This window comes from Allobosea sp., assembly GCF_017308015.1.
GTDB lineage: Bacteria > Pseudomonadota > Alphaproteobacteria > Rhizobiales > Beijerinckiaceae > Allobosea.
Window position 1 is genome coordinate 99,987 of the sequence record NZ_JAFKFW010000005.1, and the last position, 23,105, is coordinate 123,091.

Genomic DNA, 23,105 nt, shown 5'->3' on the forward strand with positions numbered 1-23,105 from the left:
CGGCTCGCACCACATCGGATGCTTCCCACCCAGGCTCGGGACTCGTTGAGCCTTAGGATGAACCGGCGGCGATAGCGAAAACCGGCAAGAACATGTTGGCGCATTGCTCGTAGCATGCAGCGATGCACCGCCAATCCCTCGGGCGGGCGGGCATGATCTCGAGGCAGATCCCGCAGCGCTGGAATATGCGGCGACGCGGCCGCATCGACGGGGCACCCGAAAAGCGACGATCCTGACGCAGAAAGTACGGCGCACCGTGCTGATGTCGACACCGAGATATCACAACGAAAAATCTGTGATCACAGATATTGACATCTCAGTGACAGCGCCGCTTACTGCAGGGGTCAACGGATCGATGTGAATGTCCCTCAACGACCTTGCCTTCCTCACGCCTGTCGCGCGGCGCAATCTCAAGGAGCTGGCCTATGAGCAGCTCCGTACGGGGCTCATCCGCGGCCGGTTTTCCCCGGGATACCCGCTGACGGTCCGCGGCGTCGCTGAGGCGCTCGGTATCAGCCCGATGCCGGTGCGCGCCGCGCTGGACAGGCTGGAGGCGGAGGGCGCTCTGGTCGCTCGCGACGGCAACCGCACACTGGCGGTGCCGGAACTGACGATCGAGGCTTATCGCGAACTGCGCGAGATCCGCATCATGCTGGAAGGTCTAGCGGCCCAAAAGGCGGCCGAGGCCATCGTCCCTCATGAGCTCGAGGTGATCGAGCAGGCGGTATCAGCCATGCAGGCCGCGGTGGATGCCGGCGATGTGGACGGCTATCTCAGCACGAACTGGCAGTTCCATTTCGGCGTTTACCGCTCCTCGCGCATGCCTGCGCTCGTCAGCATGATCGAAAGCCTGTGGCTGCGGGTCGGAGCCTATGTGCGCTGGATGATGCCTGATTCCGCAGCTCTTGAGCGCTCCATGCCCAATCACTGGCTCATCGCCGACGCACTGAAGCAGCGCGACGCCGTGGCGGCACGGCGCGCAATCGAGGCCGACATCCTGGAATCGTCCGATCATCTGCTCAGCATGCTCGGTGCGAGTTCGACATCACGCGTGGCAGCGGAGGACATCCCGACATGAGCGGCGCGGTTTCCTTTGTCGGCGTCCGGAAATTCTACGGCACCGTGGAAGCGGTGAAAAACGTGGACTTGGCCATCAAGGCCGGAGAATTCGTTTCCCTGCTCGGCCCATCGGGTTCCGGAAAGTCCACGCTCCTGATGATGCTCGCGGGCCTGGAGCATCCCAGCGCCGGGGACCTGCTCGTCGATGGGCGCAGCATCGTCAAAGTGCCTGCCAACAAGCGCAATCTTGGCATGGTCTTCCAGAAATACACCTTGTTTCCGCATATGACGGTGGCGCAGAACATCGCCTTCCCGCTCACGGTCCGCGGGGTCAGTGTGCAGGAGCAGCGCCGCAAGATAGCCGATGCGCTGCGGGTGGTGCGCCTGCAGGATTTCGGGGATCGACTGCCTGGACAGCTATCCGGCGGCCAGCAGCAGCGCATCGCCCTTGCTCGCGCCCTCGTCTACGATCCGCCGGTCCTGCTCATGGACGAGCCCTTCGCCGCTCTGGATCGCAAGCTTCGTTTGGAGATGCAGGACGAAATCCGCCGCATCCAGCAAGAGCTGAATCTCACCATCGTCTTCGTCACCCACGACCAGGAAGAGGCGCTTCGCATTTCCCACCGCGTCGCGGTGCTGGCGGAAGGCAAGATGCAGCAGATCGGGACGCCGAAGGAAATCTACGAGGAGCCCGCCAACGGATTCGTCGCGCAGTTCATCGGCAACGTGAATTTCCTCTCAGCGCGTCTCGACGGATGGGACGACAAGGTCCTCGTCGCCCTTTTGCCCGACGGGCGCCGCATCCGCGTCAACCCGCAGGCGCTCCGTCCTTCTGCCGCGCCGCCGGGTACGCCCCTGCGGATCGCGATACGGCCCGAGAACCTGGCCATCTGCGAAAACAGCGACAACGCCCTTGGCTCCGGCACCGTACTCGAATGCGTATACCTCGGTGAAAAGACGACCTGCGTCCTGCGCACTGCAACAGGCGCCGACGTGACGGTCGTTATCGGGGCCCATGACCCGAAACCCCAGCCGGGCAGCCATGTCGCCTTCGATCTGAGGGTCGATACGGTCCCCGTTTTCGCCGAGGCGGCGTGATGGGCACGGTCCACCACCGGCCCGATATCGCGGCGGATTCCCCGCGTGATCTCAGCCGCCTGGTCGGGTTGCTGCTGATCCTGCCGGCGGTAGCGCTGATCGCGTCCCTATTCGTCGGGCCGGTGATCACCTTCCTCCTGCGCAGCTTCGAGGGCGACGCATCGCCTTTCGAGCAATACACCCGGCTGTTCGGCAGCGATATCTATCTGCGGGTTCTGATCCGCACGCTCGTCATTTCGTTCCTGGTCACGCTGACCTGTCTGGTGCTGGGATACCCTGTCGCCTGGCTCCTGTCGCGCCTGCGCGGCTGGAAGCTCGCGCTCCTGGCCTTGTTCGTCCTGTTGCCGCTCTGGACCTCGGTACTCGTGCGCACCTATGCATGGACCGTGCTCCTGCAGCGCAACGGTATCGTCAATAGCGTGCTGACGGGCCTCGGTCTCACCGATGCGCCATTGCGGCTTCTCTACACCGACGGCGCTGTCGTCATCGCCATGGCGCATGTGCTCCTGCCGTTCCTCATCCTGCCGCTCTGGGGCAGCCTGCGGCAGATTCCGCCGGAGTTCCGCAGTGCCGCCCTCGTGCTCGGCGCGTCGGAATTCAGCATCTTCCGCCGCATCACCGCACCGCTGAGCGCAGCCGGAGTCGGCGCAGGCTGCCTCTTCGTCTTCCTGATCAGCCTCGGCTTTTTCGTGACGCCCGCTCTCGTCGGCGGCCCGCGCTCCATGATGATCGGCACACTGGTCTCGCAACAGGCGCTGGATGCGCTCAACTGGCCTTTCGCCGCGGCGCTCTCGGCCGTGATCACCGCCGTTGTCCTGATGGCAATGCCCTTTTGCCGGCGCCTCTTCCTCGTCACGCGAGCGGAGGGCTAGAGATGGAGACGACCCCCGCTCGCATGCTGTCCGGCTTCGAATGGCTGATGCTGGCCCTTGCGATAGCCGTCGCAGCCTTCCTCATCCTGCCCACGCTGATCATCGTGCCCATGTCCTTCGGCACAGACGGCTATCTCAACTTTCCGCCGCGCGGCTTCACCTTCCGCTGGTATGGCGAGTTCTTCAACGATGGCGACTGGCTGCGCGCCGCGTGGTTCAGCCTCAAGGTCGGCGTGCTGACCACGGTGGTCTCCGTCGTGCTGGGCACCGCGGCAGCCCTCGCTCTCACCCGTTCGCGGGTGCCCTTCGGGGGCCTGATGCAGCTCGTGATCATCATGCCGATGATCCTGCCGCAGATCGTCGTCGCCATCGCGCTGCTGCTCTTTTACCAGCAACTCGGCATGGTCGGCTCCATCGCCGCCTTCGTCGCGTCGCACGCCTGTCTCGCCATCCCCTTCGTTCTGTTCAGCGTCTCCGCCATCCTCAAGCGTTATGACGTCGATCTGGATGCCGCCGCCTATGTCTGCGGCGCGGACAGGTTCACGATCTTCCGCCGCATCACCCTGCCGATCATCTGGCCGGGCATCGCGTCCGGAGCGCTGTTCTCCTTTCTGATTTCCTTCGACGAGGCCGTGATCTCGTTCTTCCTGTCGGGTGTCAGCGACAAGGCCATCGCCCGCAAGTTCTTCGAGGATGTCGAGCTCAATGTGACGCCGGTGCTCGCTGCCGTCGCCACCCTGCTGACCCTTGCGACCATCCTCGTGCTCGCCGCGACGGCGTTCCTCAAATCCGATCGCAAGTGAGCGCGAATTTTCACCGGCGAAGCCACGCCAACGTTCAACCAAGCAATAACAGAGGGAATGCCATGAAATTTGCCACTGCCTCGTCTCTGATCTTCTCCTGCGCGCTTGCGCTGGCAGCCGGCTCCGCCGCCCGCGCTGCGGATCCGGAGGTCGTCATATCCTCGACCGGCGGTGCTTTCGCGAAGGCACTGCAGGAGAATTTCTACGAACCGTTCACTGCCGCGACGAAGATCAAGGTTGTACGGGTCGATACCGAGCTTCCGGCCCAGTTCGCCAGGCTGCAGGCGGAACTGAAGACCGGCTCCTCCGCATTCGACATCATCACCGCCGGCCCCGCCGATCTCATCGAGAAGCGCGATCTGCTTCAGCCGATCGATTGCGCCAAGCTGCCAAACCTCGCCAAGGAGGGGATCGAAGGCGCCTGCACCGGCTGGGGCATCATCCGCACGCTCGGCGGCATGGTCGTGACCTTCAACAAGGAAGCCTTCCCCAAGGAGAAACCCTCCAAATGGGCTGACTTCTGGGACGTGAAGACCTTCCCGGGCCCGCGCGGCCTGCCCGATACGGGCGACCGCGAATGGTGGGTGCCCACCATGGCGCTCCTTGCGGACGGCGTCCCCGCCGACAAGCTGTTCCCGCTCGATCTCGACCGCGCCTACAAGAAGCTCGATCAGCTCAAGCCGCATGTGGCGGTCTGGTACAAGAGCAACGATCAGGCCCAGCAGGCGCTGCGCAAGGGTGATGTCGTTCTCGCCATGGTCGTGTCCGGTCGCGCCGTCGGCGTGATGAAGGAAGGCCATCCCATCGATCTGAACTGGAACCAGTCGATCCGCGACGTCGGCCTGTGGGCGGTGGCGAAAGGCACCCGGCATCCTGAAGCCGCGATGAAGTTCCTCGACTTCTTCCTCGGCGGCGCCAAGGCTCACCTCGCCTTCGCGAATGTCGTCAACTACGACACCGGCAACCGGTCCTCGCTGGAACTCGTCCCCGAGGCCGAGCGCTCCCGCCGCATCGCCTATCCCGAAAACCTGAAGTCCCAGATCGTGCCGGACTACAAGTGGGTCGCCGAGAACCGCGACAAGCTGCGCGAGCGCTGGAACGAGTGGCTGTTGAAGTAAGCCCTCACCATATCCGGCTAGGAGTTAAGACGATGACCGATTGGGCGGGGCACCATCCCCTCGACAATTCAAGGCGCCGGTTTCCGCCCGACGGGATCTCTCATCAAGAGATCATGGCAAAGCTCGACAAGGCCCAGGCTGCGGACGTGGATGTCCATGACCCCAGGAGCTTTCGCCCGAGCTATTTCGTCGGCCGCGAGGTGATCGATCTCATCTGCGAGGTGCAGACGCGGGTCGTGGAACAGAACGTGCTCTATGCCGGCTCCTCCTTTCCGAGTCTTCGAGAGATCGAGCGAGACGTCATCGACTTCTCCCTCGATCTGCTGAACGCCCCCTCCGGGGCCATCGGCACCGTCACGATCGGCGGGTCCGAAAGCAACTTCATGGCACTGAAGACGGCGCGGGATGCCGCGCGGGCGAAAGGCCGCGTCGCGGAGCCCTTCGATGTGGTGCTCGCACACACCGCCCATCCCTCGCTGGAAAAGGCGGCGCATATGCTCGGCATGCGCACCCGCCGTGCCACGAGCAGCATCGACTTCCAGGCGGACGTGTCCCAGATGGCCTCGCTCATCGGGCCGCAGACCATCATGATCGTCGGCTCCGCGCCGCCGGCCGCCTATGCCACCGTCGATCCCATTCCGGAGATCGGCGCGCTCGCCGAGAAGCATGATCTCTGGTTCCATGTGGACTGCTGCATGGGCGGCTTCTTCGTGCCTTTCGCGGAGGCGCTCGGCCAGGCCGTCCCCACCTTCGATTTCCGCGTGCCGAGCGTGCGCTCCATGTCCGCGGACCTGCACAAGTTCGGCTATGCGCCCAAGGGCGTCTCCGTCCTCCTGCTGCGCGAAGCCGCCCTGTTCGAGCATCAGGACTATCGCTTCGAGGATTGGCCGTTCGGGCACTATGCCACATCCGGGGTCGCCGGCTCGCGCCCGGCCGGTCCGCTGGTCGCTGCCTGGGCGGTGATGCAGAAACTGGGCCGGCAAGGCTATCTCGATATCGCCCGCCGCGTCATCGCCCTGCGCCAGCGGCTGGAGCACGGCATCGCCGCGATCCCTGGCCTCAAGGTCATCGGCAGGCCGGCCGCCGCCCACCTCTTCCTTGCGTCCGACGAGATCGACGTCTTTGCCGTTGACGAGATGCTCGAAGCGAAGGGCTACAGCACCGCGCGGGCCTGGCATCCGGATTCGGTCCAGCTCTGGGTGAGCCTCAACCACGACGAGGCGGCTATCGACGCCCTTCTGACCGACCTGTCCCAGGCCGCCGACGCGGCGCACCGGGACGCACTGCGCGCCCGGAACCGAGAGGCTGTGTATTCGCGATGACCATCAAATCCATCGATCCGGTCGCAGATCTTCCCTACGCCAAGGAATTCATGGAGATGCCGGTCGGCCGGCATAGCCCCAATCTGCAGCGCATCCTGCGTTTCATGCGGAGCGAGGCGGCCACGGAGAAGCCGTGCCTGCTCATCCTGGAGCCAGGCCGCAAATGGGCGCTGGTGCGCCTCGGCGGACCGGGCGAGGAGCACGTCGTCTCCATGAACAGGATCTATACCGACGAATTCGAGGCCGAGCGCGACGTCTTCGCACGCCGTTGGCTGAAGCTTACCGGCCAGGATCTGCACGAGGCGCTTTCCAAATGAACGAACTGCCCAAGCTCAACATCATCGGATATGCCGACCATCAGTCGGTGGCCCCGGGCGATGTGGTGAAGTTCATGGTGAGCGAGGAGGGCAAGGCGCCCTCCTACCGTGCCCGCCTCTTGCGCATGCACAGCATGGACAGCCATGCCGGCGGCTGCGGGCTCATCGAGGAAGCGGTGGCCGCAGATTTCGCAGGCGAATATCCCGCCCGTCACCAGAGCATCGTCACCGGCTCGTATATCCGCTTCCCTGCCGATCGGCAGCCGGAAGCGATCGGCAGCTTCACCGTACAGGCCTATATCTGGCCGACGCTTCCCGGCGAAGGCGGCCGCCAGACTCTGATGGCCTGCTGGAACGCGGCGGAGGATGCAGGCTTCCGCTTCGAGCTCGACGAGAAGGGCGCCCTTTCGCTGACCCTTGCGGGCGCGGGCGGCAAGCCCGTCACCGTTTCGACAGGCCGGCCGCTTCTGACGCGCGAATGGTACCTCGCTTCCGCAACCTTCGACCTTGAAACGGGGCAGGTGCGCGTGTCGCAGCAGCCCTTGCGGCCCTACCCCTTCATCAACGAGCCGGCGAGCGCGGACGGCTCGGTCTCCGTCCCGGGTCCCTGGACTGGCGGCACCCTGTCAATGGCCGCCCATGCGGCCGGCGGACCGGCCGAGCCCTATGCCGGCTTCTACAACGGGAAGATCGACCGGCCTCGTCTGGCGCGCCGCGCTCTCGACGATGGCGAGATCGCGGTTCTCGCGGGTGATCGCCTGCCCGCGGAACTGTCCGCCGACGTGCTCGGCTGCTGGGACTTCTCGCTCGACCAGGGTACGACGACGGTGCGCGACCTGTCCCTGTCGCTGCGCCACGGCGAGGCGGTAAACCTGCCCGCCCGCGCCATGACCGGCTTCAACTGGACGGGCGGCAACAACGACTTCAAGGTCGTGCCGCATGAATACGGCGCCATTCACTTCCATGACGACGATCTCTACGACGCCGAATGGGAAGCCGATTTCGAATGGACCGTGCCAGAGGACATGCCGAGCGGCTGCTATGCGGTGCAGCTCGATGACGGCGGCATGCCGGGCTACATCATGTTCTTCGTGCGCCCGCCCCGCCGCTTGCCGGGCCAGCCAGCTGGCAAGCGGCCGAAGATCGTGTTCATCGCGCCCACGGCCCACTATCTCGCCTATGCCAACTACCGGCTCACCGAGCGCGACCCCATGTCGGAAGCCTATCGCGGCCGGCTGTGGCAGTTCGGTCCGGAAGACGTGCTGCTCGAGCAGCGCACCGATCTCGGCAACTCGCTCTACGAGCGCCACACGGACGGCAGCGGCGTCTGCTATTCGTCCTATCTGCGCCCTGTGCTCAACATGCGGCCCAATACGCGCCTGTCGAGCCTTGCCGGCGACGGCTATGTCCTCGCCTTCCTCCGCCATCACGGCTTCGACTATGACGTGATCACCGACGAGGATCTCGATCGCGAGGGCCGCGATCTTCTCGATCCCTACAACGTCATCCTAACCGGCGGGCACCCGGAATATACCTCCGCCCGGATGTGGGACGGGCTCGTCGGCTTCCTGCAGCGTGGCGGACGGCTCATGTATCTCGGCGGCAACGGCTTCTATTGGCGCGTCGCCTTCCACGATACGCTCCCCGGCGTGCTCGAGGTGAGGCGCGGCGAAGACGGCACCCGCCCATGGGTCGCCGAGCCCGGCGAATACTACATGAGCTTCACCGGCGAATATGGCGGCCTCTGGCGTCGCAACGGCCGCGCTCCGAACACGCTCGTCGGCGTCGGCTTCACGGCACAGGGCTTCGACATAGCAACCCACTATCGCCGCAATGCCGATGCGAATGATCCACGGGCGAAGTTCATCTTCGACGGCGTCGACGACGAGATCATCGGTGATTTCGGTGTCGGCTTCGGCGGCGCCGCGGGGCAGGAGATCGACCGCTACGACCGCAATCTGGGCTCCCCGCCTCACGCGCTCGTGCTCGCCACCTCCGAGGGTCATACCGACAACATGCTTCTCGCCAACGAGGATCTCGATGCCACGCATCTGCGGGTCGGCGGCGTCGAGAACGAATTGGTTCGCGCCGACATGGTGTTCTTCGAGACGGGCCATGGCGGAGCAGTGTTCTCCTCCGGCTCCATCTCCTGGGTCGCGGCAATGCCCTGGCAGAACTTCGACAACAACGTCGCGCAGATCACGCTCAACGTCCTGAAGCGGTTCGTCGACGACGCGCCGTTCCCGAAGATCGGCGGCTAAGCCGCCAACCTTGAGACGGGTATCATGAAGAAGATCATCAATTCCTCCGTCGACTTCGTCGACGAGATGCTGGACGGTCTGTGCTCCGCCCATCCCGAATACTATGCCCAGCCGGAGCGTCGCGTGCTGGTGCGCTCGGTTCCGGCCCGGGATGGCAAGGTGGGCATCGTTACAGGCGGCGGCTCCGGCCATTTGCCGATTTTCGCCGGCTATGTCGGTCCCGGCCTGCTCGACGGCGCCGCCATCGGCGATGTCTTCGCCTCGCCCTCCTCGGACCAGATCCGCAAGGCGATCAAGCATGCGGAACGCGGCGCCGGTGTATTGTGCCTCTACGGCAATTATGGCGGCGACGTCATGAACTTCGACATGGCCTGCGAGATGCTGGAGCTCGAAGGCCTGCGCACCGAAACGGTGCTCGTCGCGGACGACGTGGCATCCGCGCCGCTGGCCGAAGCCGCCAAACGCCGCGGCGTCGCCGGCATGGTCTATGCCTTCAAGATCGCAGGAGCCGCGGCCGACGCCGGCGGCGACCTCACTGCCGTCACCGCTGCCGCCCGCAAGGCGGCAGAGTCCTGCCGCTCCATCGGCGTCGCCCTCTCGCCCTGCATCGTACCGCAGGCGGGCAAGCCGAGTTTCACCCTCGGCGAGGACGAGATCGAGATGGGCATGGGTATCCACGGCGAACGCGGCATCTGGCGCAACCGCCTGCGTTCCGCCGACGAGATCGTCGACGAAATGGTAGCGCGCCTGCGCGAGGACATGCCTCTCGCTTCCGGTCAGCGCGTGTCGGTTCTCGTCAATTCCCTTGGCGCGACTCCGCCGGAAGAGCTCTACGTGGCCTTCCGCCGCGTGCGGCAGATCCTGGAAGCCGACGGCATCAGGATCGTGATGCCCCTCGTCGGACGCTACGCCACGTCCATGGAGATGGCGGGCATGTCGCTCACCGTCATGGCCCTCGACGACGAGCTGGAAACCTGGCTGAAGGCCCCCGCAGCCTGCGCCTTCTGGCAGGTAGCAGGGGATAGGGCATGATTGCCTCGTCCTTCACGGTCGACGAACTGATCCGCGCAGTCGACCGGCTCGCCGCCGCGGCACAGACTTTCGCAGCGGAGCTCAACGAGGCCGACGGTAGGCTCGGCGACGGCGACCTCGGCATCACCCTGTCCAACGGCTGGCGCACAGCGACCCAGAAGCTCGCCGGGGCGAGGCCCGCCGACATCGCCGGCGTCTTCCTCACCTGCGCCGTGGCGTTCCAGGAAAGCTCCGCCTCCTCCTTCGGCACGCTCACCGCGACGGGCCTCATGGCTGCGGCCAAGGCGTCCTCCGGCCGGACCGAGATGAAGCCTGCGGAGATTTCGGGCCTCCTGCGCGCCGCGATGGACGCCATGGCGCGGCGCGGCAAGGCCGAGCCCGGCGACAAGACGGTGCTCGATTCGCTCGCTGCCATGGCCGCTGCCACGGCGTCTGACGGCACTGCGGACGACCTGCGCAAGGTCTGTGTCCGCGCGGCTTCCGAAGCAGCCGAGCTGTTCCGCAGCAAGGCGAACCGCATCGGCCGGGCGCGCATGTTCGGTGAGGATTCCATCGGCATCGTCGATCCCGGTATGCTCGCCGCACTGCGCATGGCTGAGAGCGTCTGACGACATGCAAGGGTCGACGCTGGCCATGATCTCGACGCTGGAATCGGCGCCCCCGCATCTGTCGGAAGCCGAGGCGCGGGATATCGCAGCCGCATATTTCGGGCTCGACGGCCAGGCCAGGCGGCTGGTGAGCGAGCGGGATGCCAATTTCCGCATCGAGCAGGCGGACGGGCAATGCTTCGTCCTCAAGGTGACCAACCCGGCCGAGCCGAGCAGCCTCACCGATCTGCAGACCAAGGCCCTGCTGCATATCGAGGCGGCCGATCCCGGCCTTCCGGTACCGCGCCTCGTGCCGACGAGGGATGGCGACCACGAACTTGCTCTCGCCCTGGATGGGGCGACCTGCATCGCGCGCGTCCTCACCTATCTGCCAGGGCAACCGCTGCACCTTCTGGACGGCACGTCGCGCCAGCGCCGCAACATCGGCGCGTGCCTTGCCCGGCTCGGCCTGGCGTTGAAGGATTTTTCGCATCCGGAAGGGGACCACGATCTTCTCTGGGATATCAGGCACGCCTCGCGCCTGCGCCAGTTCACCACCTACATCGACGACACCTGCCGCCGAGCGCTGGTGGAGAGCTTCCTTGAGCGCTTCGCCACCGAAGTCGAGCCCCATTTTCCCGCGCTGCGTGCGCAGCTTGTGCACAACGACTTCAATCCGCACAATATTCTGATCGGGCACGATGAGGCTGTATCGGGCATCATAGACTTCGGCGACATGGTCCTGACGCCCCTCGTCAACGACCTCGCCATCGCGACCGCCTATCACGTGTGCGCCGAGGGCCACCCGCTGGACGGCATCGCCGAAATGGTCGGCGCCTATAACGATGTCACGCCGCTCCTTCCGCTGGAAATCGACCTGCTGTTCGACCTCATCGCCGCGCGCTTCGCGACCACGGTGGTCATCACCCATTGGCGTGCACAGTGCCACCCGGCGAACAGCGCCTACATCCTTCGCAACAATCCGCGCGCCTGGCTGGGCCTGGAGCGCTTTGCCAGGCTGTCCCGCGGCGAAGCCCGCGCGGTCTTCGCAGCCGCCTGCGCACTCTAGGAGACGACGATGATCGTGGACCGCTCCATGGTAAACGCCTTCGTTCCCGGCGCCGCCGTCCTTAGCGAGCATGAGAACGCTCTCGTGTCGAGGCGCCAGCGTGTGCTGGGGCCCGCCTATCGCCTGTTCTACGAGCGGCCGGTGCATCTGGTGCGCGGGCAAGGCGTCTGGCTCTACGACGAAGCGGGGCAGGCCTATCTCGACGTCTACAACAACGTCGCCTCGCTCGGCCACTGCCATCCGAAGGTGGTCGAGGCGATTTCGCGCCAGGCGGGCCTCCTCGCCACCCACACCCGCTACCTGCACGAAGACATTCTCGCCTACGCGGAACGTCTCCTCGCGACCCTGCCCGACAGCATCGGGCAGATGATGTTCACCTGCACCGGCAGTGAAGCGAACGATCTCGCCCTTCGCATCGCGCGCGGCGTCACAGGCGGAGAGGGCGTCATCGTGACGGCCTGCGCCTACCACGGAGTGACGGGTACGGTAGCCGCGATCTCGCCCTCCCTGGGTGAGCATGTACCGCTCGCGCGCACGACCCGCACCGTGGCGGCGCCGGACGCCTACCGGACCGGCGAAGCGGATGTCGGCGCCGCCTTCGAGGCAGACGTGCGCCGTGCCATCGCGGACATGCGCCGGCACGGCATCCGTCCGGCCGCGCTCATTGCGGATTCCGTTTTCTCGAGCGACGGCATCTACCCCCATCCGGCTGGCGTCTTGCAGGGCGCAGCGGCCGCGATCCGCGAGGCTGGCGGCCTCTTCATCGCCGACGAGGTTCAGTCCGGCTTCGGGCGCACCGGTGAGAACATGTGGGGCTTTGCGCGCCACGGCGTGCTGCCGGATCTCGTCACTTTCGGCAAACCCATGGGCAACGGCTACCCCGTAGCAGGCCTCGCCGCAAATCCGCAGACGCTTCGGGAATTCGGCGAGCGGTCACGCTATTTCAACACCTTCGGCGGCAACGCCGTCGGCATCGCTGCGGCAACCGCAGTCCTCGACGTCATCGAGGAGGAGGGTCTCCTCGAAAACGCACACAAAACCGGAGCTTACTTCCGGGAGAGGCTGGAAGCGCTCGCCGCATCCTGCGAAGCCATCGGCGATGTGCGTCAGGTCGGGCTTTTTATCGGTGTCGAGATCGTCAAGGACCGAACCGGCAGGGAGCCGGACGCCGCTCTTACCACCACCATCGTCAATGGCCTGCGCGAGCGTGGCGTGCTCATCAGCGCGACCGGACCGCGGGCCAATGTCCTGAAAATCCGCCCACCGCTGAATTTCGAAACATCCCACGTCGACTTTTTCATGGAGCGCATGAGCGAAGTACTATCGCTCCAAAAAACTTGATCTAACACGCATTACTGAAAATTGGATTTCGCCAAATAACACGGGTATAAAATTAAATTCCACATGCAAACTACTTAGATTTAACTTAAATTATTCCGCGCTGAAATTCATCTGCGTGTGAATTTTCCCGGCTGGTAGGCACGATAGACTAGAGGCGCGAAGTCATATGTCGTGCCTCCGCTTCGATGTCTGCTGCCGGCTCAGATCCGCTGAGCTAAACCGCAGCCGTTGTCTCGCGCGGTCAGGCTGGCAGCTCGACGACTGACGTTGAGGAGGCGGATCACACGCGGCTTCCCACGCGGGTCGAGCCAGCTGATGGCCTGGCCTTCCGACAGACCGATGAGCGCGGTACCCAGTCGGCTGAGCACCGAGACCAGCCCGACGGAAGCACGTCCCCGGCCCGGGACCAGAACCACGTCGCGCACCGCGCCGCTGCGTTCTTCCAGGTAGCGCCCCTCCAGATGCAGGGTGAGACAGCCTTCAGGAGCGTGCGCTGTCGGCACGATTCGCGCCCGGTGCAGTTCGTTGCCCAAGCGGGACGCGACCGCGTAGCGGCCTTCCGCGACGGCCTCCCGCATGACACGCGTCAGGACATCGAGATCCTCATGGGTGATCGTGATCTCCGGCAGTTCCACTTTCGGCATTCCGTCCGGCTCGGGGCGCGAATAATCTTCAGGATGTCGCTGGCGGGCGCCAGCCCGCCAGCCTGTCTCAGGGGCTCCCGGGCCCGCTGCTATTTCCCGTCTTTCTTCTTCGGTGTGTTCTGCAGCTTGCTGAGTTCGGCGATGGAGGTCGCAGTCTGCATCGGGAGCTTGGGCTTCTTCGGCTTCTTCGGCTCTCGATTTCCGTTGCGGTTCTTCTTGCCCATGGTCAGGTCTTTCAGATGCGAAGCCGCTGATATGCCGCATATTTCCGCGCGCCAGGGCTCATGGCCCCAGCTTTCGAGCAGCTTCCAATCGACTTGAACGCCCCGGCTCTCCTGCGCTCGCGAAACAAGTTCGCGAGAAGCACGGTGCATCGCGTCACGAGAATGCTGGGGCAGCGAGTTTACCCTGGCTCGAACGCGTCGGATGCCTTCAGGCGGCGTCGAACCAGGGCTACTGCCGTGCGAGCTGGCAGGCGGTGCAGAGAACACCGGCCGGAAGAAGAACTCCAGTCATAACGTAGGCATCTTCGGACACAGGAAAAATAAAGTCAAATTACCGTCCGACCAAATAAAGTTATTTTTCTCCGACAGATTGAATATCCGCATGCTGGATTTATGTACGGAATATGCCCAGGCAAATTCAAAATATAGAGTCGAAAGCGACCCGGAAAGCAGATGTCTTTACCCGGAGAGGTCTCGCGGCATTCTGAAAATGCTGCCTTCGATCCTTTCCGGGCCCTGACCAAGATCAGATCGTAGGGTTCGCGCCATCCGCCGGCGCAGAGGAGTTGGAGCCGTGACTTTTCGTTCCAGATTGGTCTGTGCGAGTTGCAATCGCAGCGTTCCGCGGGCAGCCGCCCGCTGTCCGTGGTGTTCGAGTCCCGTCGATCCGTTCGGGCATGGCGGGCTCGCCGGGGGACAGCGCCCCGTCGGGGACAACGGCGACATCCAGCCATCAGCCGCCACGCCGGAGAGACGGCAGCCTGAGCGCTCATGAGGCAGCGCTGCCGGGCCGCCAACGCCGCCCGGCAGCTTCACAAGGCGACGAGCTATTCCACGCTGACCTGACACACGGGTACCGGGGCCGCCTTCTCGACGGCCCCGGGCTCGCAGTGTGTCTGCCGGTTGCGCTCAGGCGGCCGGCGCCGGAACCGGCGCCTCGGAGCGCCTCGGAGCGCGGACGGGCTCCGCGCCGAAGCTCAAGGGCCGATCACCATCGGCGTCCCTGATGCGGGCGGGCAGGCCCATGCGGTCGAGCAGCGCGAGGAAAGGCCTCGGCGCCAGCTCCTCGACATTGACCATCTTCCGCACGTCCCAATCACCCTTGGCGATGAGCAGCGCCGCCGCAGCAGCCGGAACGCCCGCCGTATAGGAGATCGCCTGGCTGCCGACTTCCGCAAAGGCTTCGGCATGGTCGGCGACGTTGTAGATGAACACCTCCCGCGGCTTGCCGTCTTTCATGCCCTTCACCACGTCGCCGATGCAGGTCTTGCCCGCATAGTCCGGTGCGAGCGAGGACGGGTCCGGCAGAACGGCCTTGACCACCTTGAGCGGAATCACCTCCTGGCCCTCCGCGGTCCTGACCGGCTGTTCGGAGAGCAGACCGAGATTCTTCAGGACGTTGAACACCGTGATGTAGCGCTCGCCGAAACCCATCCAGAACCGGACATTGGGCACGCCGAGATGCTTCGACAGCGAGTGGATCTCGTCATGTCCGGTCAGATAGGCGGTGCGCCTGCCGACGACCGGCAGATCCCATTCCTTGCTGACCTCGAACATCCTGTTCGATGTCCACCGGCCTTGCTGCCAGGACCAGACCTGCCCGGTGAATTCGCGGAAATTGATCTCGGGATCGAAATTGGTCGCGAAATAGCGCCCGTGGTCGCCGGCATTGATGTCGACGATGTCGATCGAGTCGATCCTGTCGAAATACTCGTCCTGCGCCAGCCGGGCATAGGCGTTAACGACGCCCGGGTCGAAACCGGCGCCGAGGATGGCGGTGACGCCGGCACCTGCGCATTCGGCCAGCCGCTTCCATTCATAGTTGCCGTACCACGGCGGCGTCTCGCAGACCTTGCGGGGGTCCTCGTGGATCGCCGTGTCGATATAGGCGGCGCCGGTCGCGAGGCAGGCCGAGAGCACCGCCATGTTGAGGAAGGCCGAGCCGACATTGATGACGATCGCGCTGTTGGTCTGCCTGATGAGGTTGGCCGTCTGCTCGATGTCGAGGGCGTCGAGCTCATGCGCAAGTAGCCTCCCGCCCGTCTTCAGACTGCCCTTCGCGTGAACCGACGCGATGATGGCCTCGCCTTTGGCCTTCGTCCGCGACGCGATGTGAATATCGCCCAGGACATCGTTGTTCTGAGCGCATTTGTGGGCAACGACGTGGCCTACGCCGCCGGCACCGATGATCAGGATGTTTCTCTTCATTTTGGCTGGGGCCTCCTTTCAGTTTTCGGATGCTTCGGGGAAAGTCTCAGGACAGACTCGAGCGGTAGTCCTGATATGAGAAGGCACGGACGAGACGCTGGCTGCCGTCGAGTTCGCGCAGGACGATCGAAGGCATCTGCACGCCGTTGAACCAGTTCTTCTTCACCATCGTGTAGCCCGCCGCGTCCTGTATCGAGATGCGGTCCCCGGGCGCCAGTTCGCGGTCGAAGGCGAACTCACCGAAAATATCGCCGGCGAGGCACGACTTGCCGCAGATCATGTAGTGATGTTCGCCGCTGTCGGGTGCGATCTTCGCGCTCTGCCGGTAGATCAGCAGATCCAGCATATGAGCTTCGACCGAGCTGTCGACGATGGCGAGATGCTTGCCGTTGAAGAGCGTATCGAGCACCGTGACTTCGAGCGTCGTGCTCCTTGTGATCGCGGCTTCGCCAGGCTCGAGATAGACTTGCACGCCGTGGCGCTGCGAGAATGCCTTGAGCCGCTCGCAGAACGCCTCGAGCGGATAGCCGTCTCCGGTGAAGTGGATGCCGCCGCCCAGGCTGATCCACCCGACCTTCGGGAACAGCGCTCCGAACCTCTCTTCGACCTGGTCGAGCATACGCTCGAACAGGCTGAAGTCGGCGTTCTCGCAGTTGTTGTGGATCATGAAGCCGTCGACCCGGTCGACGACATCGGCGATACGTGCTGCGTCCCACTCGCCGAGGCGGCTGAAGGGTCGGGCGGGATCCGCAAGATCGAAACTCGACGAACTGATACCGGGATTGAGGCGCAGGCCCCGGCTCAGCGACCCGGTCCGGTCGGCGAAGCGGTCGAGCTGGCGAATCGAATTGAAGATGATCTTGTCAGCATTGGCCACGACCTCGTCGATCTCATGATCTGCGAAGGCCACGCTATAGGCATGCGTCTCGCCGCCGAATTCCTCACGGCCGAGCTTGACCTCGTAGAGCGACGACGATGTCGTGCCATCGATGGAGCCGCGCATGAGATCGAAGACGGCCCAGGTCGCGAAGCACTTCAGCGCCAGCACGACCTTTGCCCCGGAATGCTTCCGGATATACTCGATCGTCTGCAGGTTGCGCAGCAGCTTGCTCTTGTCGATCAGGTAGTAGGGGGTCTCGATCATCGGAACCTTGTGCCGTACGCGGGAATGATTGCGACTGCCGTCCCAGGGGGGCGAGCGTGCCGAACGACGTTGCGGATGAGCATGCCGGGCGGTGCTTCAGCAGCCGGCGTGCCTGGACGGGAGGTATAGGGGGGCGCCGCCGGCGAGGCGGTTGGCTCAGGCTACGGGGCGAAGGATTCTTGTCGCCTCGCGGAGTGCGAGCGCTTTCGCGCTGTTTCCCCTCCGCATAATCCGCCAGCGAAACCCATTGGCGGGCGCGCACAGCAACGCGCGCCGGCTCAAGCTGTCCCTGGCGATGGCCTCCGCGCGCTGGTTCAGCGTGCGCGCAACAAAAGTTTCTTCCGTTTGGGAGGCATTCAGTAGAACTGAGCCCATCCCCAATTGGAAGAGGGCGTCGTGAGACATGCCGTCCTCCCCAACCAGCAGATGTAGCCTGCATCAGGCGATAAGGTTGTTCATAACATCAAGCGATCTGAATTTCAATCGGCGATGCCAGAACGCGAGATTATCGCAAATCTGCAACCTGATATTTCACAACAAGTTCGTGCATTTGGAATTCTACGATCGAATCCACTTCGCTCGAAAATGCTCTAGCCGTTACCGGCAACCGGATATTCGCGGGCCGTGCCTTCCCGCCAGCCCCGTTACGATTAGCGTTCGCGAAAGACGCGTTCGGCATGATCCATGAGCGGCTTGAGGAGATAGGACAGCGCGGTCCGGTCTTCGGTGGCGATGAAGACCTCGACGGGCATGCCCGGCAGCAGGCGGCGGACGCCGAGGGCGATCTCCGCATCCTCGACCTGGACTTCCCCGACATAGAAGCTCTGGCCGTTCACCGGATCCTTTGTCGTTGCCGGCGAGATATGGGCAAGCTTGCCGGAGACCTCCGGGGTGGTATTGCGATTAAAGGCGGAGAAGCGCATCCGCGCGGTCTGTCCGACATGAACCTGGTCGATATCGTTGGGCGCGATACGAACTTCCACCGTCAGTCTCGCACTCTGCGGCACGATCGTCGCCAGCCGCGCCGCCGGAGTAATCACGCCGCCGACGGTAAAGATCATCAATTCATTGATCGTGCCGGCGATCGGGGCCCGGATATCCATCCGCGCCAACCGATCCTCATTGGCGATGCGACGGTCGCTCAGCTCGGACAGCTTGGCTTCGACCTGACGCAGCTCGCGCTGCGCTTCAGTGCGGGCCGTCTCGTCGATCGCGATAATCTGGAGGCGAGCATCGCTGATGCGCAGCTTGGCACGGGCAAGCGTCGCATCGATCTCGCCCCGCTCGCCCAGGAGCCTCGCCCATTCGCGGTTGATGTTGAAGACCTTGACGCCGTCGATGAAGCCTTTCTCGAAGAGGTTGAGATACTTGCCGCGCTCCAGCTCGACGAGCCTGACTTCCTCGATCTTCGCGACCTGCCGCGCCTCGAGACCGCGGATCTCCTCGCCGGACTGAACGATCGAGATCTCCAACTGCTCCTTGCGGCTGTCGCGATTGGCCTTGTTGCCGGTGAAGAGACGGGTCTCGCCCTCACGGATATGATCGGCATCGTCTGAAAGCGCCGCAATCTCCGGCGGATAACTGACGACCGGCAGATTGTCGCGCTCGGCAACGAGCCTTGCCTTGCGGCCCAGATTCTCCGCGAGCTGGGACCGGATGATCGACAGCTCGGTTCGGGTCTGGACATCATCGAGCCGGAAGAGAACCTGATCTTGCTCGACACGGTCGCCCTGTCGAACCGCGATCGACTGGACGATGCCGCCGTCCCGGTGCTGCACTTCCTTGAGGTTCTGGTCGATCTTGACCGCGCCCTGCGTGACGACGGCGCCATTCAGCGCGGCGCTAGCGGCCCAGCCGCCGCAACCCAGAACAAGCAGCAGCGCAAGCGCCGAGCCGACGATGACATGGCCGCGCAGCCCGAAGCTCTGGCGACCGGCCCGCTGCCTCTCGCCGGTTCGCGCGGAGGCTGCGCCAAAATCATGATTAAGGGCGTTCATCGGCATTTCCCCTTGCCGGCCGTCGGGGCGGCCGGTCCTGGCCTCAGACGTAGTAGAGCTTGTGGTTGCCGTAGATCTCGATCGAGAAGTCCTTGGCGTCGCTCTCCCCGACATAGACGTCGACATAGGTGCGCTCGTTCTCGCCGATCTTCTCGATGCGGAAGCGGAAGGGGCGATCGTCCCCGCCATCGCCATAGGCCTGATCGAAGCGGTCGCCGTCTCGATCGGGCGTATCGTCTTCGTCATCGCCGCCCGAGCCGAGCTGGTACTGCTTGATCACGATGCGGTCTCCGGCCTCGAGATCGAGAATCTGGTGCACGAGGTTGTCGCTCCGGGGCGCGTCATCGCCCACCGCGAAGACGAAGCGGTCATCACCATCTCCGCCGGCAAGCGTCGTGGCCTTCTCTGCGACGATGAGGCAGTCATCGCCGCTGCCGCCGACGATGGCTTCGAAATCGATCACCGTGTCCCTACCGATCTCGACGCCGATGGCCGTGCCGCGCTTCAGGTCGACGATGACGCCCTTTCCGGTCGCCGAAAGGTCGAGCGTGTCCTTTCCTTCGCCGCCCTCGTAGCAGTCATCCGCGGCATCGCTCGTCGCCACGATCCAGTCGTTGCCGTCTCCGCCAAGGACGCGATCGCTGTCGGCACCGCCGTCGAGCACGTCGTCGCCGGCCTCGCCGTACAGATCGTCGCAGCCCGCACCGCCGAAGACACGATCGGCTCCCGCGCCGGCCTTGACTTGGTCATTGCCTTCTCCGGCGTGGACGACATCGTTGCCTGCGCCCAACCTCACATGGTCGTTGCCATAGCCAGCGAACACGATGTTGTTGCCGTCACCGGCCGTCACGACATCATTGCCGGCGCCGGAATCGATGATGTTGTCGCCGCTGCCACCATCGACGATGTCGTCGCCCGTGCTGGCGTCGATCACGTCATTGCCAGCCTCGCCCGCGATCACATCGTCCCCAGCGCCGCCATAAATAATGTCGTCGCCGTCGCCGCCATACAATCTGTCATGACCTGCGCCGCCGCGAATGACGTCGTTGTCGGCTCCGCCGAAGACGATATCGTTGCCCGCACCGGCGTCGATCTGATCGTTGCCGGCGCCGCCGACGATGTGATCCGCCCCGTCCCCCGTCACAACGATGTCGTGGCCACCGCGCGCATCGATCACATCGTCGCCGCCGAGGCCGGTGACCCGATCGGCGCATTCACTGCCGAGCAGAATATCGTCGCCGGGAGTGCCGGTCACATCGAGAAATTCCAGCACGCGCAGCGTCGCCGTCTGGCGCACGAGAGCATCGCCATCGCTAATCCAGTACGTCAGGGCCACCGTGCCGTACCAGCCGCTCGGCGGCTTGAAGACCCAACCACCCTCGGTCGCGTTGAGTTGGCCATGGGATGCGTGAATCCCGACGATGGAGAGCGGGTCGGCATCGGCATCCGTCGCTCCGGCGAGCAAGGCGAGGCTCGCGATCATCAACGTCTGGCAACCGCCGATGTCGGTGAGCTGGACCGGACCGGAGACGCGCGGGGCGCGGTTGCGCGCCTCTTGCGGCGTCTCCTCGTCGCCGGGCTCGGGATCCTCAGCGTCCCCGGGAGCGGGATTGGAGCGGGTTGGCTGGCCCCCACCCTCGCCTCCCCCGCCCTGGATCGCCGTAAACGCAAAGCCGCGGCCACCATTGTCGTTATTGGCCGAGAAGCCCGACCCGGCCTCGAAGATCGGCGACGGATAGCGCGGTAACGGCAATTGATCGTAATCGATCAGCCGCGAGTCGATGTTGAGGAAATCCGGCAGTCCCGGCACGCCGGGGCCGGCCCCTCCCGAGCCAAGCGTCTTGGCCGCCGACTCCCTGTTCACCGAACCGGTTTCGTCGACATCCTTCTCAGCCTCCGGGCGTTGCTCCTCGCCTTCGGCAAGGCTCGACTTGCGGTGTGCTTCCCCGGACCTGGCGGTTTCCTCCGCGGCGGGGGGCGCCGACGCATCGGTATTCGCCTGGCCGGGGAACAGGCTTTTGAGATAGATCACCACCGCCGTGACAACGAGTGCGAACACGCCCGGCCAACGTGGCGTCGAGGCGGGTTGGTCCTGCGCCTTCCGATAGATCTGGGTGGCATCGGGGAGCTGCGGCTCGGCAGGTTTGGCTGCCTTGATCGTGATCATGCCGGCACCCTTCCGTGAAGCGCGCTCGGAGGCTCGCCGAGCCCGATCGCCCGCGGCATGGAAACGCCGCGTTCGCCCCTGGGGGATGGCGAAGCCGCGGCCCGGGCCGCTGTATCGGGCTCAGCCGGGGTCCCGCCGCGCTGCTGGACCGGCGCAAGGATCTTGTCGCGCGGACCGAAGGCGACGAGCTTGCCGCCCTGGACCAGCCCGACATCATCGACCGCCTGCAGCGCGCTGGGGCGATGTGCGACGATGAGCACGATGCCGCCGCGTGCCTTGACCTGCTCGATCGCGGCCGTGAGCGCGGCCTCTCCCTCGCCGTCGAGATTGGAGTTCGGTTCGTCCATGACGAGGAGGAACGGATTGTCGTAGAGCGCCCGTGCCAGCCCGATCCGCTGGCGCTGGCCGGCGGAAAGGGCCGTCCCCTGCGGGCCGAGCTGGGTCTTGTAGCCCAGCGGCAGGCGCAGGATCATCTCGTGAATGCCGGCGGCGGTGGCCGCCTCGACGACCTTGGCGGGGGCAGCCGTCTCGGTCAGGCGGGAGATGTTCTCCTCGACGGTGGCGTCGAGCAGCGCGACCTCCTGTGGCAGATAGCCGAGATGGCGGCCGATCGTCTCCTCCGGCCATTGCTCCAGCTCCGCGCCATCGAGCCGCACGGCGCCCCGCAGGATCGGCCAGATGCCGGTAATAGCCCGGACGAGTGTCGTCTTGCCGCCGCCGCTCGGCCCGATGATGCCGACCGCCCTACCCGCCAGGACATCGAAACTCGCATCGCTCAGCAGCACCTGGCCGCTGCCCGGCGCGGCGACGGTGATCTTGTCGATCTTCAGCGACTGGCGCGGCGCCGGCAGTTCCATCGGCTCGACCGCCTTGCTCAGCGCCGTCATCGTCTCGCGCAGCCGCTGGAAGGCCATGCGCGCCGCGACGAAGGGCTTCCAGTTGGCAATAGCCTGATCGACCGGCGCCAGCGCACGGGAAGAGGCTACGGAAGCCGCGATGATCGCTCCGGCGGAGAGCTCGCCCTTGATGGTGAGATAGGCACCGAGCCCCAGGGTCGCCGATTGCAGGACCATGCGCAGCACGCGCGAGATCGCGCCGAAGGTGCCGCCGAGATCGCTCGACCGCGTCTGAAGGGTAAGGTGCTCGCGATTGACCTCGTCGAAGCGCGCGACGGCCCGCGGCGCGAACCCCATCGCCTTCAATACTTCGGCGTTGCGGGCGTTGCTGTCGGCGATGGCACCGCGCGCAACCGCCGCCTGCCGCGTCTCGCTGTTGATGCGGCGGGTCAGGACCTCGCTGAGCAGCGTCAGCAGGGTCAGGACGACTGCGCCGGCGAGCGTCAACCCGCCGAGCCACGGATGCAGGAAGTAGACGAAGGCGAGATAGAGCGGAATCCAGGGCAGGTCGAACAGCGCACCAGGCCCCTGGCCGCCGAGGAAGCTCCGAACTGTGTCGACGTCGCGGCCGCGTTCCATCGCCTCCGCCGTCGAAAACCCCAAGCGCGGCATGTCGATGGTGACGCGATGCGCGATCGGCGCGATCTCGTTGTCGAAGCGAGCGCCCACACGCACCAGCACCTGCGAGCGGATGACATCGAAGCAACCCTGGAAGAGATAGAGACCGATGGCGAGCGTAGAGAGCGCCGCCAGCGTCTGGATGCTGCCGCTCGTCAGCGCCCGATCATAGACCTGCATCATATAGAAGGAGCCGGTCAGGGCGAGCAGGTTGATCAGGCCGGAAACAGCGAACAGGAAGATGGCGATGCCGCGCAAGCCGCGCGTCAGCCGGGCGGCGTCGCGCTTGCGGACGGATGAGAGCGTCTTGGACGGTGCCATTCTGGCC

Annotated in this window: 19 protein-coding genes; 12 read left to right on the forward strand and 7 right to left on the reverse strand. The window is 64.7% G+C overall.

The features are described 5' to 3' along the window. Positions 1-361: 361 nt before the first annotated feature. The 12 genes from J0I42_RS06055 (at position 362) to J0I42_RS06110 (ending at position 12,879) form a co-directional block, all read left to right on the forward strand. The gene (locus J0I42_RS06055; RefSeq protein ID WP_291653774.1) at positions 362-1,078 is read left to right on the forward strand and encodes a GntR family transcriptional regulator; all 717 of its coding nucleotides are present in this window, start codon (positions 362-364) and stop codon (positions 1,076-1,078) included. Further along, positions 1,075-2,157: an ABC transporter ATP-binding protein gene (locus J0I42_RS06060; RefSeq protein ID WP_291653777.1), complete on the forward strand. Its 1,083-nt coding sequence runs from the start codon at positions 1,075-1,077 to the stop codon at positions 2,155-2,157. The genes J0I42_RS06055 and J0I42_RS06060 overlap by 4 nt, the downstream gene beginning before the upstream one ends. After that, on the forward strand, positions 2,157-3,029 hold the full coding sequence (locus J0I42_RS06065; protein WP_291654041.1) for an ABC transporter permease: 873 nt from the start codon (positions 2,157-2,159) through the stop codon (positions 3,027-3,029). The genes J0I42_RS06060 and J0I42_RS06065 overlap by 1 nt, the downstream gene beginning before the upstream one ends. A gap of 2 nt (positions 3,030-3,031) precedes the next feature. After that, positions 3,032-3,832: an ABC transporter permease gene (locus J0I42_RS06070; protein ID WP_291653778.1), complete on the forward strand. Its 801-nt coding sequence runs from the start codon at positions 3,032-3,034 to the stop codon at positions 3,830-3,832. A 62-nt stretch (positions 3,833-3,894) separates the two neighbouring features. Next, positions 3,895-4,950: an ABC transporter substrate-binding protein gene (locus J0I42_RS06075; protein ID WP_291653780.1), complete on the forward strand. Its 1,056-nt coding sequence runs from the start codon at positions 3,895-3,897 to the stop codon at positions 4,948-4,950. Between the two features lie 113 nt (positions 4,951-5,063). Beyond that, positions 5,064-6,272, forward strand: a complete 1,209-nt coding sequence (locus tag J0I42_RS06080) for a pyridoxal phosphate-dependent decarboxylase family protein (protein ID WP_291653782.1) — start codon at positions 5,064-5,066, stop codon at positions 6,270-6,272. After that, a complete protein-coding gene (locus J0I42_RS06085; RefSeq protein WP_291653784.1) occupies positions 6,269-6,589 on the forward strand; it encodes a N,N-dimethylformamidase alpha subunit family protein in 321 nt (106 codons plus the stop codon). The genes J0I42_RS06080 and J0I42_RS06085 overlap by 4 nt, the downstream gene beginning before the upstream one ends. Beyond that, entirely contained in the window at positions 6,586-8,850 is a 2,265-nt protein-coding gene (locus J0I42_RS06090; RefSeq protein ID WP_291653786.1) for a N,N-dimethylformamidase beta subunit family domain-containing protein, read from the forward strand. The genes J0I42_RS06085 and J0I42_RS06090 overlap by 4 nt, the downstream gene beginning before the upstream one ends. A gap of 24 nt (positions 8,851-8,874) precedes the next feature. Continuing rightward, positions 8,875-9,882, forward strand: coding sequence for a dihydroxyacetone kinase subunit DhaK (locus J0I42_RS06095; protein ID WP_291653788.1), 1,008 nt, complete (start codon positions 8,875-8,877; stop codon positions 9,880-9,882). Further along, positions 9,879-10,490 (forward strand): dihydroxyacetone kinase subunit L, encoded by a 612-nt coding sequence (locus J0I42_RS06100; protein ID WP_291653790.1) that lies wholly within the window; start codon positions 9,879-9,881, stop codon positions 10,488-10,490. Before J0I42_RS06095 ends, J0I42_RS06100 begins: the two co-directional genes overlap by 4 nt. 25 nt (positions 10,491-10,515) lie before the next feature. Beyond that, the gene (locus J0I42_RS06105) at positions 10,516-11,538 is read left to right on the forward strand and encodes a phosphotransferase (RefSeq protein ID WP_291653792.1); all 1,023 of its coding nucleotides are present in this window, start codon (positions 10,516-10,518) and stop codon (positions 11,536-11,538) included. A 9-nt stretch (positions 11,539-11,547) separates the two neighbouring features. Then, on the forward strand, positions 11,548-12,879 hold the full coding sequence (locus J0I42_RS06110; protein WP_465247644.1) for an aspartate aminotransferase family protein: 1,332 nt from the start codon (positions 11,548-11,550) through the stop codon (positions 12,877-12,879). A gap of 200 nt (positions 12,880-13,079) precedes the next feature. Here the strand turns inward: J0I42_RS06110 and J0I42_RS06115 are convergent, their stop codons facing one another. From J0I42_RS06115 to J0I42_RS06145, 7 genes are all read right to left on the reverse strand, one after another. Continuing rightward, positions 13,080-13,523, reverse strand: a complete 444-nt coding sequence (locus J0I42_RS06115; RefSeq protein WP_291653794.1) for a GreA/GreB family elongation factor — start codon at positions 13,521-13,523, stop codon at positions 13,080-13,082. Positions 13,524-13,612: 89 nt separating this feature from the next. After that, positions 13,613-13,747 (reverse strand): hypothetical protein, encoded by a 135-nt coding sequence (locus J0I42_RS06120; protein WP_291653796.1) that lies wholly within the window; start codon positions 13,745-13,747, stop codon positions 13,613-13,615. 909 nt (positions 13,748-14,656) lie between these two features. After that, the gene (locus tag J0I42_RS06125; protein WP_291653798.1) at positions 14,657-15,955 is read right to left on the reverse strand and encodes a saccharopine dehydrogenase family protein; all 1,299 of its coding nucleotides are present in this window, start codon (positions 15,953-15,955) and stop codon (positions 14,657-14,659) included. Between the two features lie 46 nt (positions 15,956-16,001). Continuing rightward, the gene (nspC, locus tag J0I42_RS06130) at positions 16,002-17,099 is read right to left on the reverse strand and encodes a carboxynorspermidine decarboxylase (protein WP_291653800.1); all 1,098 of its coding nucleotides are present in this window, start codon (positions 17,097-17,099) and stop codon (positions 16,002-16,004) included. Positions 17,100-17,749: 650 nt separating this feature from the next. Then, positions 17,750-19,096, reverse strand: coding sequence for an HlyD family type I secretion periplasmic adaptor subunit (locus tag J0I42_RS06135; RefSeq protein WP_291653802.1), 1,347 nt, complete (start codon positions 19,094-19,096; stop codon positions 17,750-17,752). 43 nt (positions 19,097-19,139) lie between these two features. Then, positions 19,140-21,263, reverse strand: coding sequence for a cadherin-like domain-containing protein (locus tag J0I42_RS06140; RefSeq protein WP_291653805.1), 2,124 nt, complete (start codon positions 21,261-21,263; stop codon positions 19,140-19,142). Further along, a complete protein-coding gene (locus tag J0I42_RS06145; RefSeq protein ID WP_291653807.1) occupies positions 21,260-23,098 on the reverse strand; it encodes a type I secretion system permease/ATPase in 1,839 nt (612 codons plus the stop codon). The genes J0I42_RS06140 and J0I42_RS06145 overlap by 4 nt, the downstream gene beginning before the upstream one ends. Between the last annotated feature and the right edge of the window lie 7 nt (positions 23,099-23,105).

Bases quoted from the DNA above. Each gene is read 5' to 3' on its own strand.
- J0I42_RS06065 (WP_291654041.1), top strand. From the start codon at position 2,157: ATGGGCACGGTCCACCACCGGCCCGATATCGCGGCGGATTCCCCGCGT.
- J0I42_RS06125 (WP_291653798.1), bottom strand. From the start codon at position 15,955: ATGAAGAGAAACATCCTGATCATCGGTGCCGGCGGCGTAGGCCACGTC.
- J0I42_RS06110 (WP_465247644.1), top strand. From the start codon at position 11,548: ATGATCGTGGACCGCTCCATGGTAAACGCCTTCGTTCCCGGCGCCGCC.
- J0I42_RS06100 (WP_291653790.1), top strand. From the start codon at position 9,879: ATGATTGCCTCGTCCTTCACGGTCGACGAACTGATCCGCGCAGTCGAC.
- nspC (WP_291653800.1), bottom strand. From the start codon at position 17,099: ATGATCGAGACCCCCTACTACCTGATCGACAAGAGCAAGCTGCTGCGC.
- J0I42_RS06085 (WP_291653784.1), top strand. From the start codon at position 6,269: ATGACCATCAAATCCATCGATCCGGTCGCAGATCTTCCCTACGCCAAG.
- J0I42_RS06075 (WP_291653780.1), top strand. From the start codon at position 3,895: ATGAAATTTGCCACTGCCTCGTCTCTGATCTTCTCCTGCGCGCTTGCG.
- J0I42_RS06055 (WP_291653774.1), top strand. From the start codon at position 362: ATGTCCCTCAACGACCTTGCCTTCCTCACGCCTGTCGCGCGGCGCAAT.
- J0I42_RS06120 (WP_291653796.1), bottom strand. From the start codon at position 13,747: ATGGGCAAGAAGAACCGCAACGGAAATCGAGAGCCGAAGAAGCCGAAG.
- J0I42_RS06105 (WP_291653792.1), top strand. From the start codon at position 10,516: ATGATCTCGACGCTGGAATCGGCGCCCCCGCATCTGTCGGAAGCCGAG.
- J0I42_RS06060 (WP_291653777.1), top strand. From the start codon at position 1,075: ATGAGCGGCGCGGTTTCCTTTGTCGGCGTCCGGAAATTCTACGGCACC.
- J0I42_RS06140 (WP_291653805.1), bottom strand. From the start codon at position 21,263: ATGATCACGATCAAGGCAGCCAAACCTGCCGAGCCGCAGCTCCCCGAT.
- J0I42_RS06095 (WP_291653788.1), top strand. From the start codon at position 8,875: ATGAAGAAGATCATCAATTCCTCCGTCGACTTCGTCGACGAGATGCTG.
- J0I42_RS06080 (WP_291653782.1), top strand. From the start codon at position 5,064: ATGGCAAAGCTCGACAAGGCCCAGGCTGCGGACGTGGATGTCCATGAC.
- J0I42_RS06070 (WP_291653778.1), top strand. From the start codon at position 3,032: ATGGAGACGACCCCCGCTCGCATGCTGTCCGGCTTCGAATGGCTGATG.
- J0I42_RS06115 (WP_291653794.1), bottom strand. From the start codon at position 13,523: ATGCCGAAAGTGGAACTGCCGGAGATCACGATCACCCATGAGGATCTC.
- J0I42_RS06135 (WP_291653802.1), bottom strand. From the start codon at position 19,096: ATGAACGCCCTTAATCATGATTTTGGCGCAGCCTCCGCGCGAACCGGC.
- J0I42_RS06145 (WP_291653807.1), bottom strand. From the start codon at position 23,098: ATGGCACCGTCCAAGACGCTCTCATCCGTCCGCAAGCGCGACGCCGCC.
- J0I42_RS06090 (WP_291653786.1), top strand. From the start codon at position 6,586: ATGAACGAACTGCCCAAGCTCAACATCATCGGATATGCCGACCATCAG.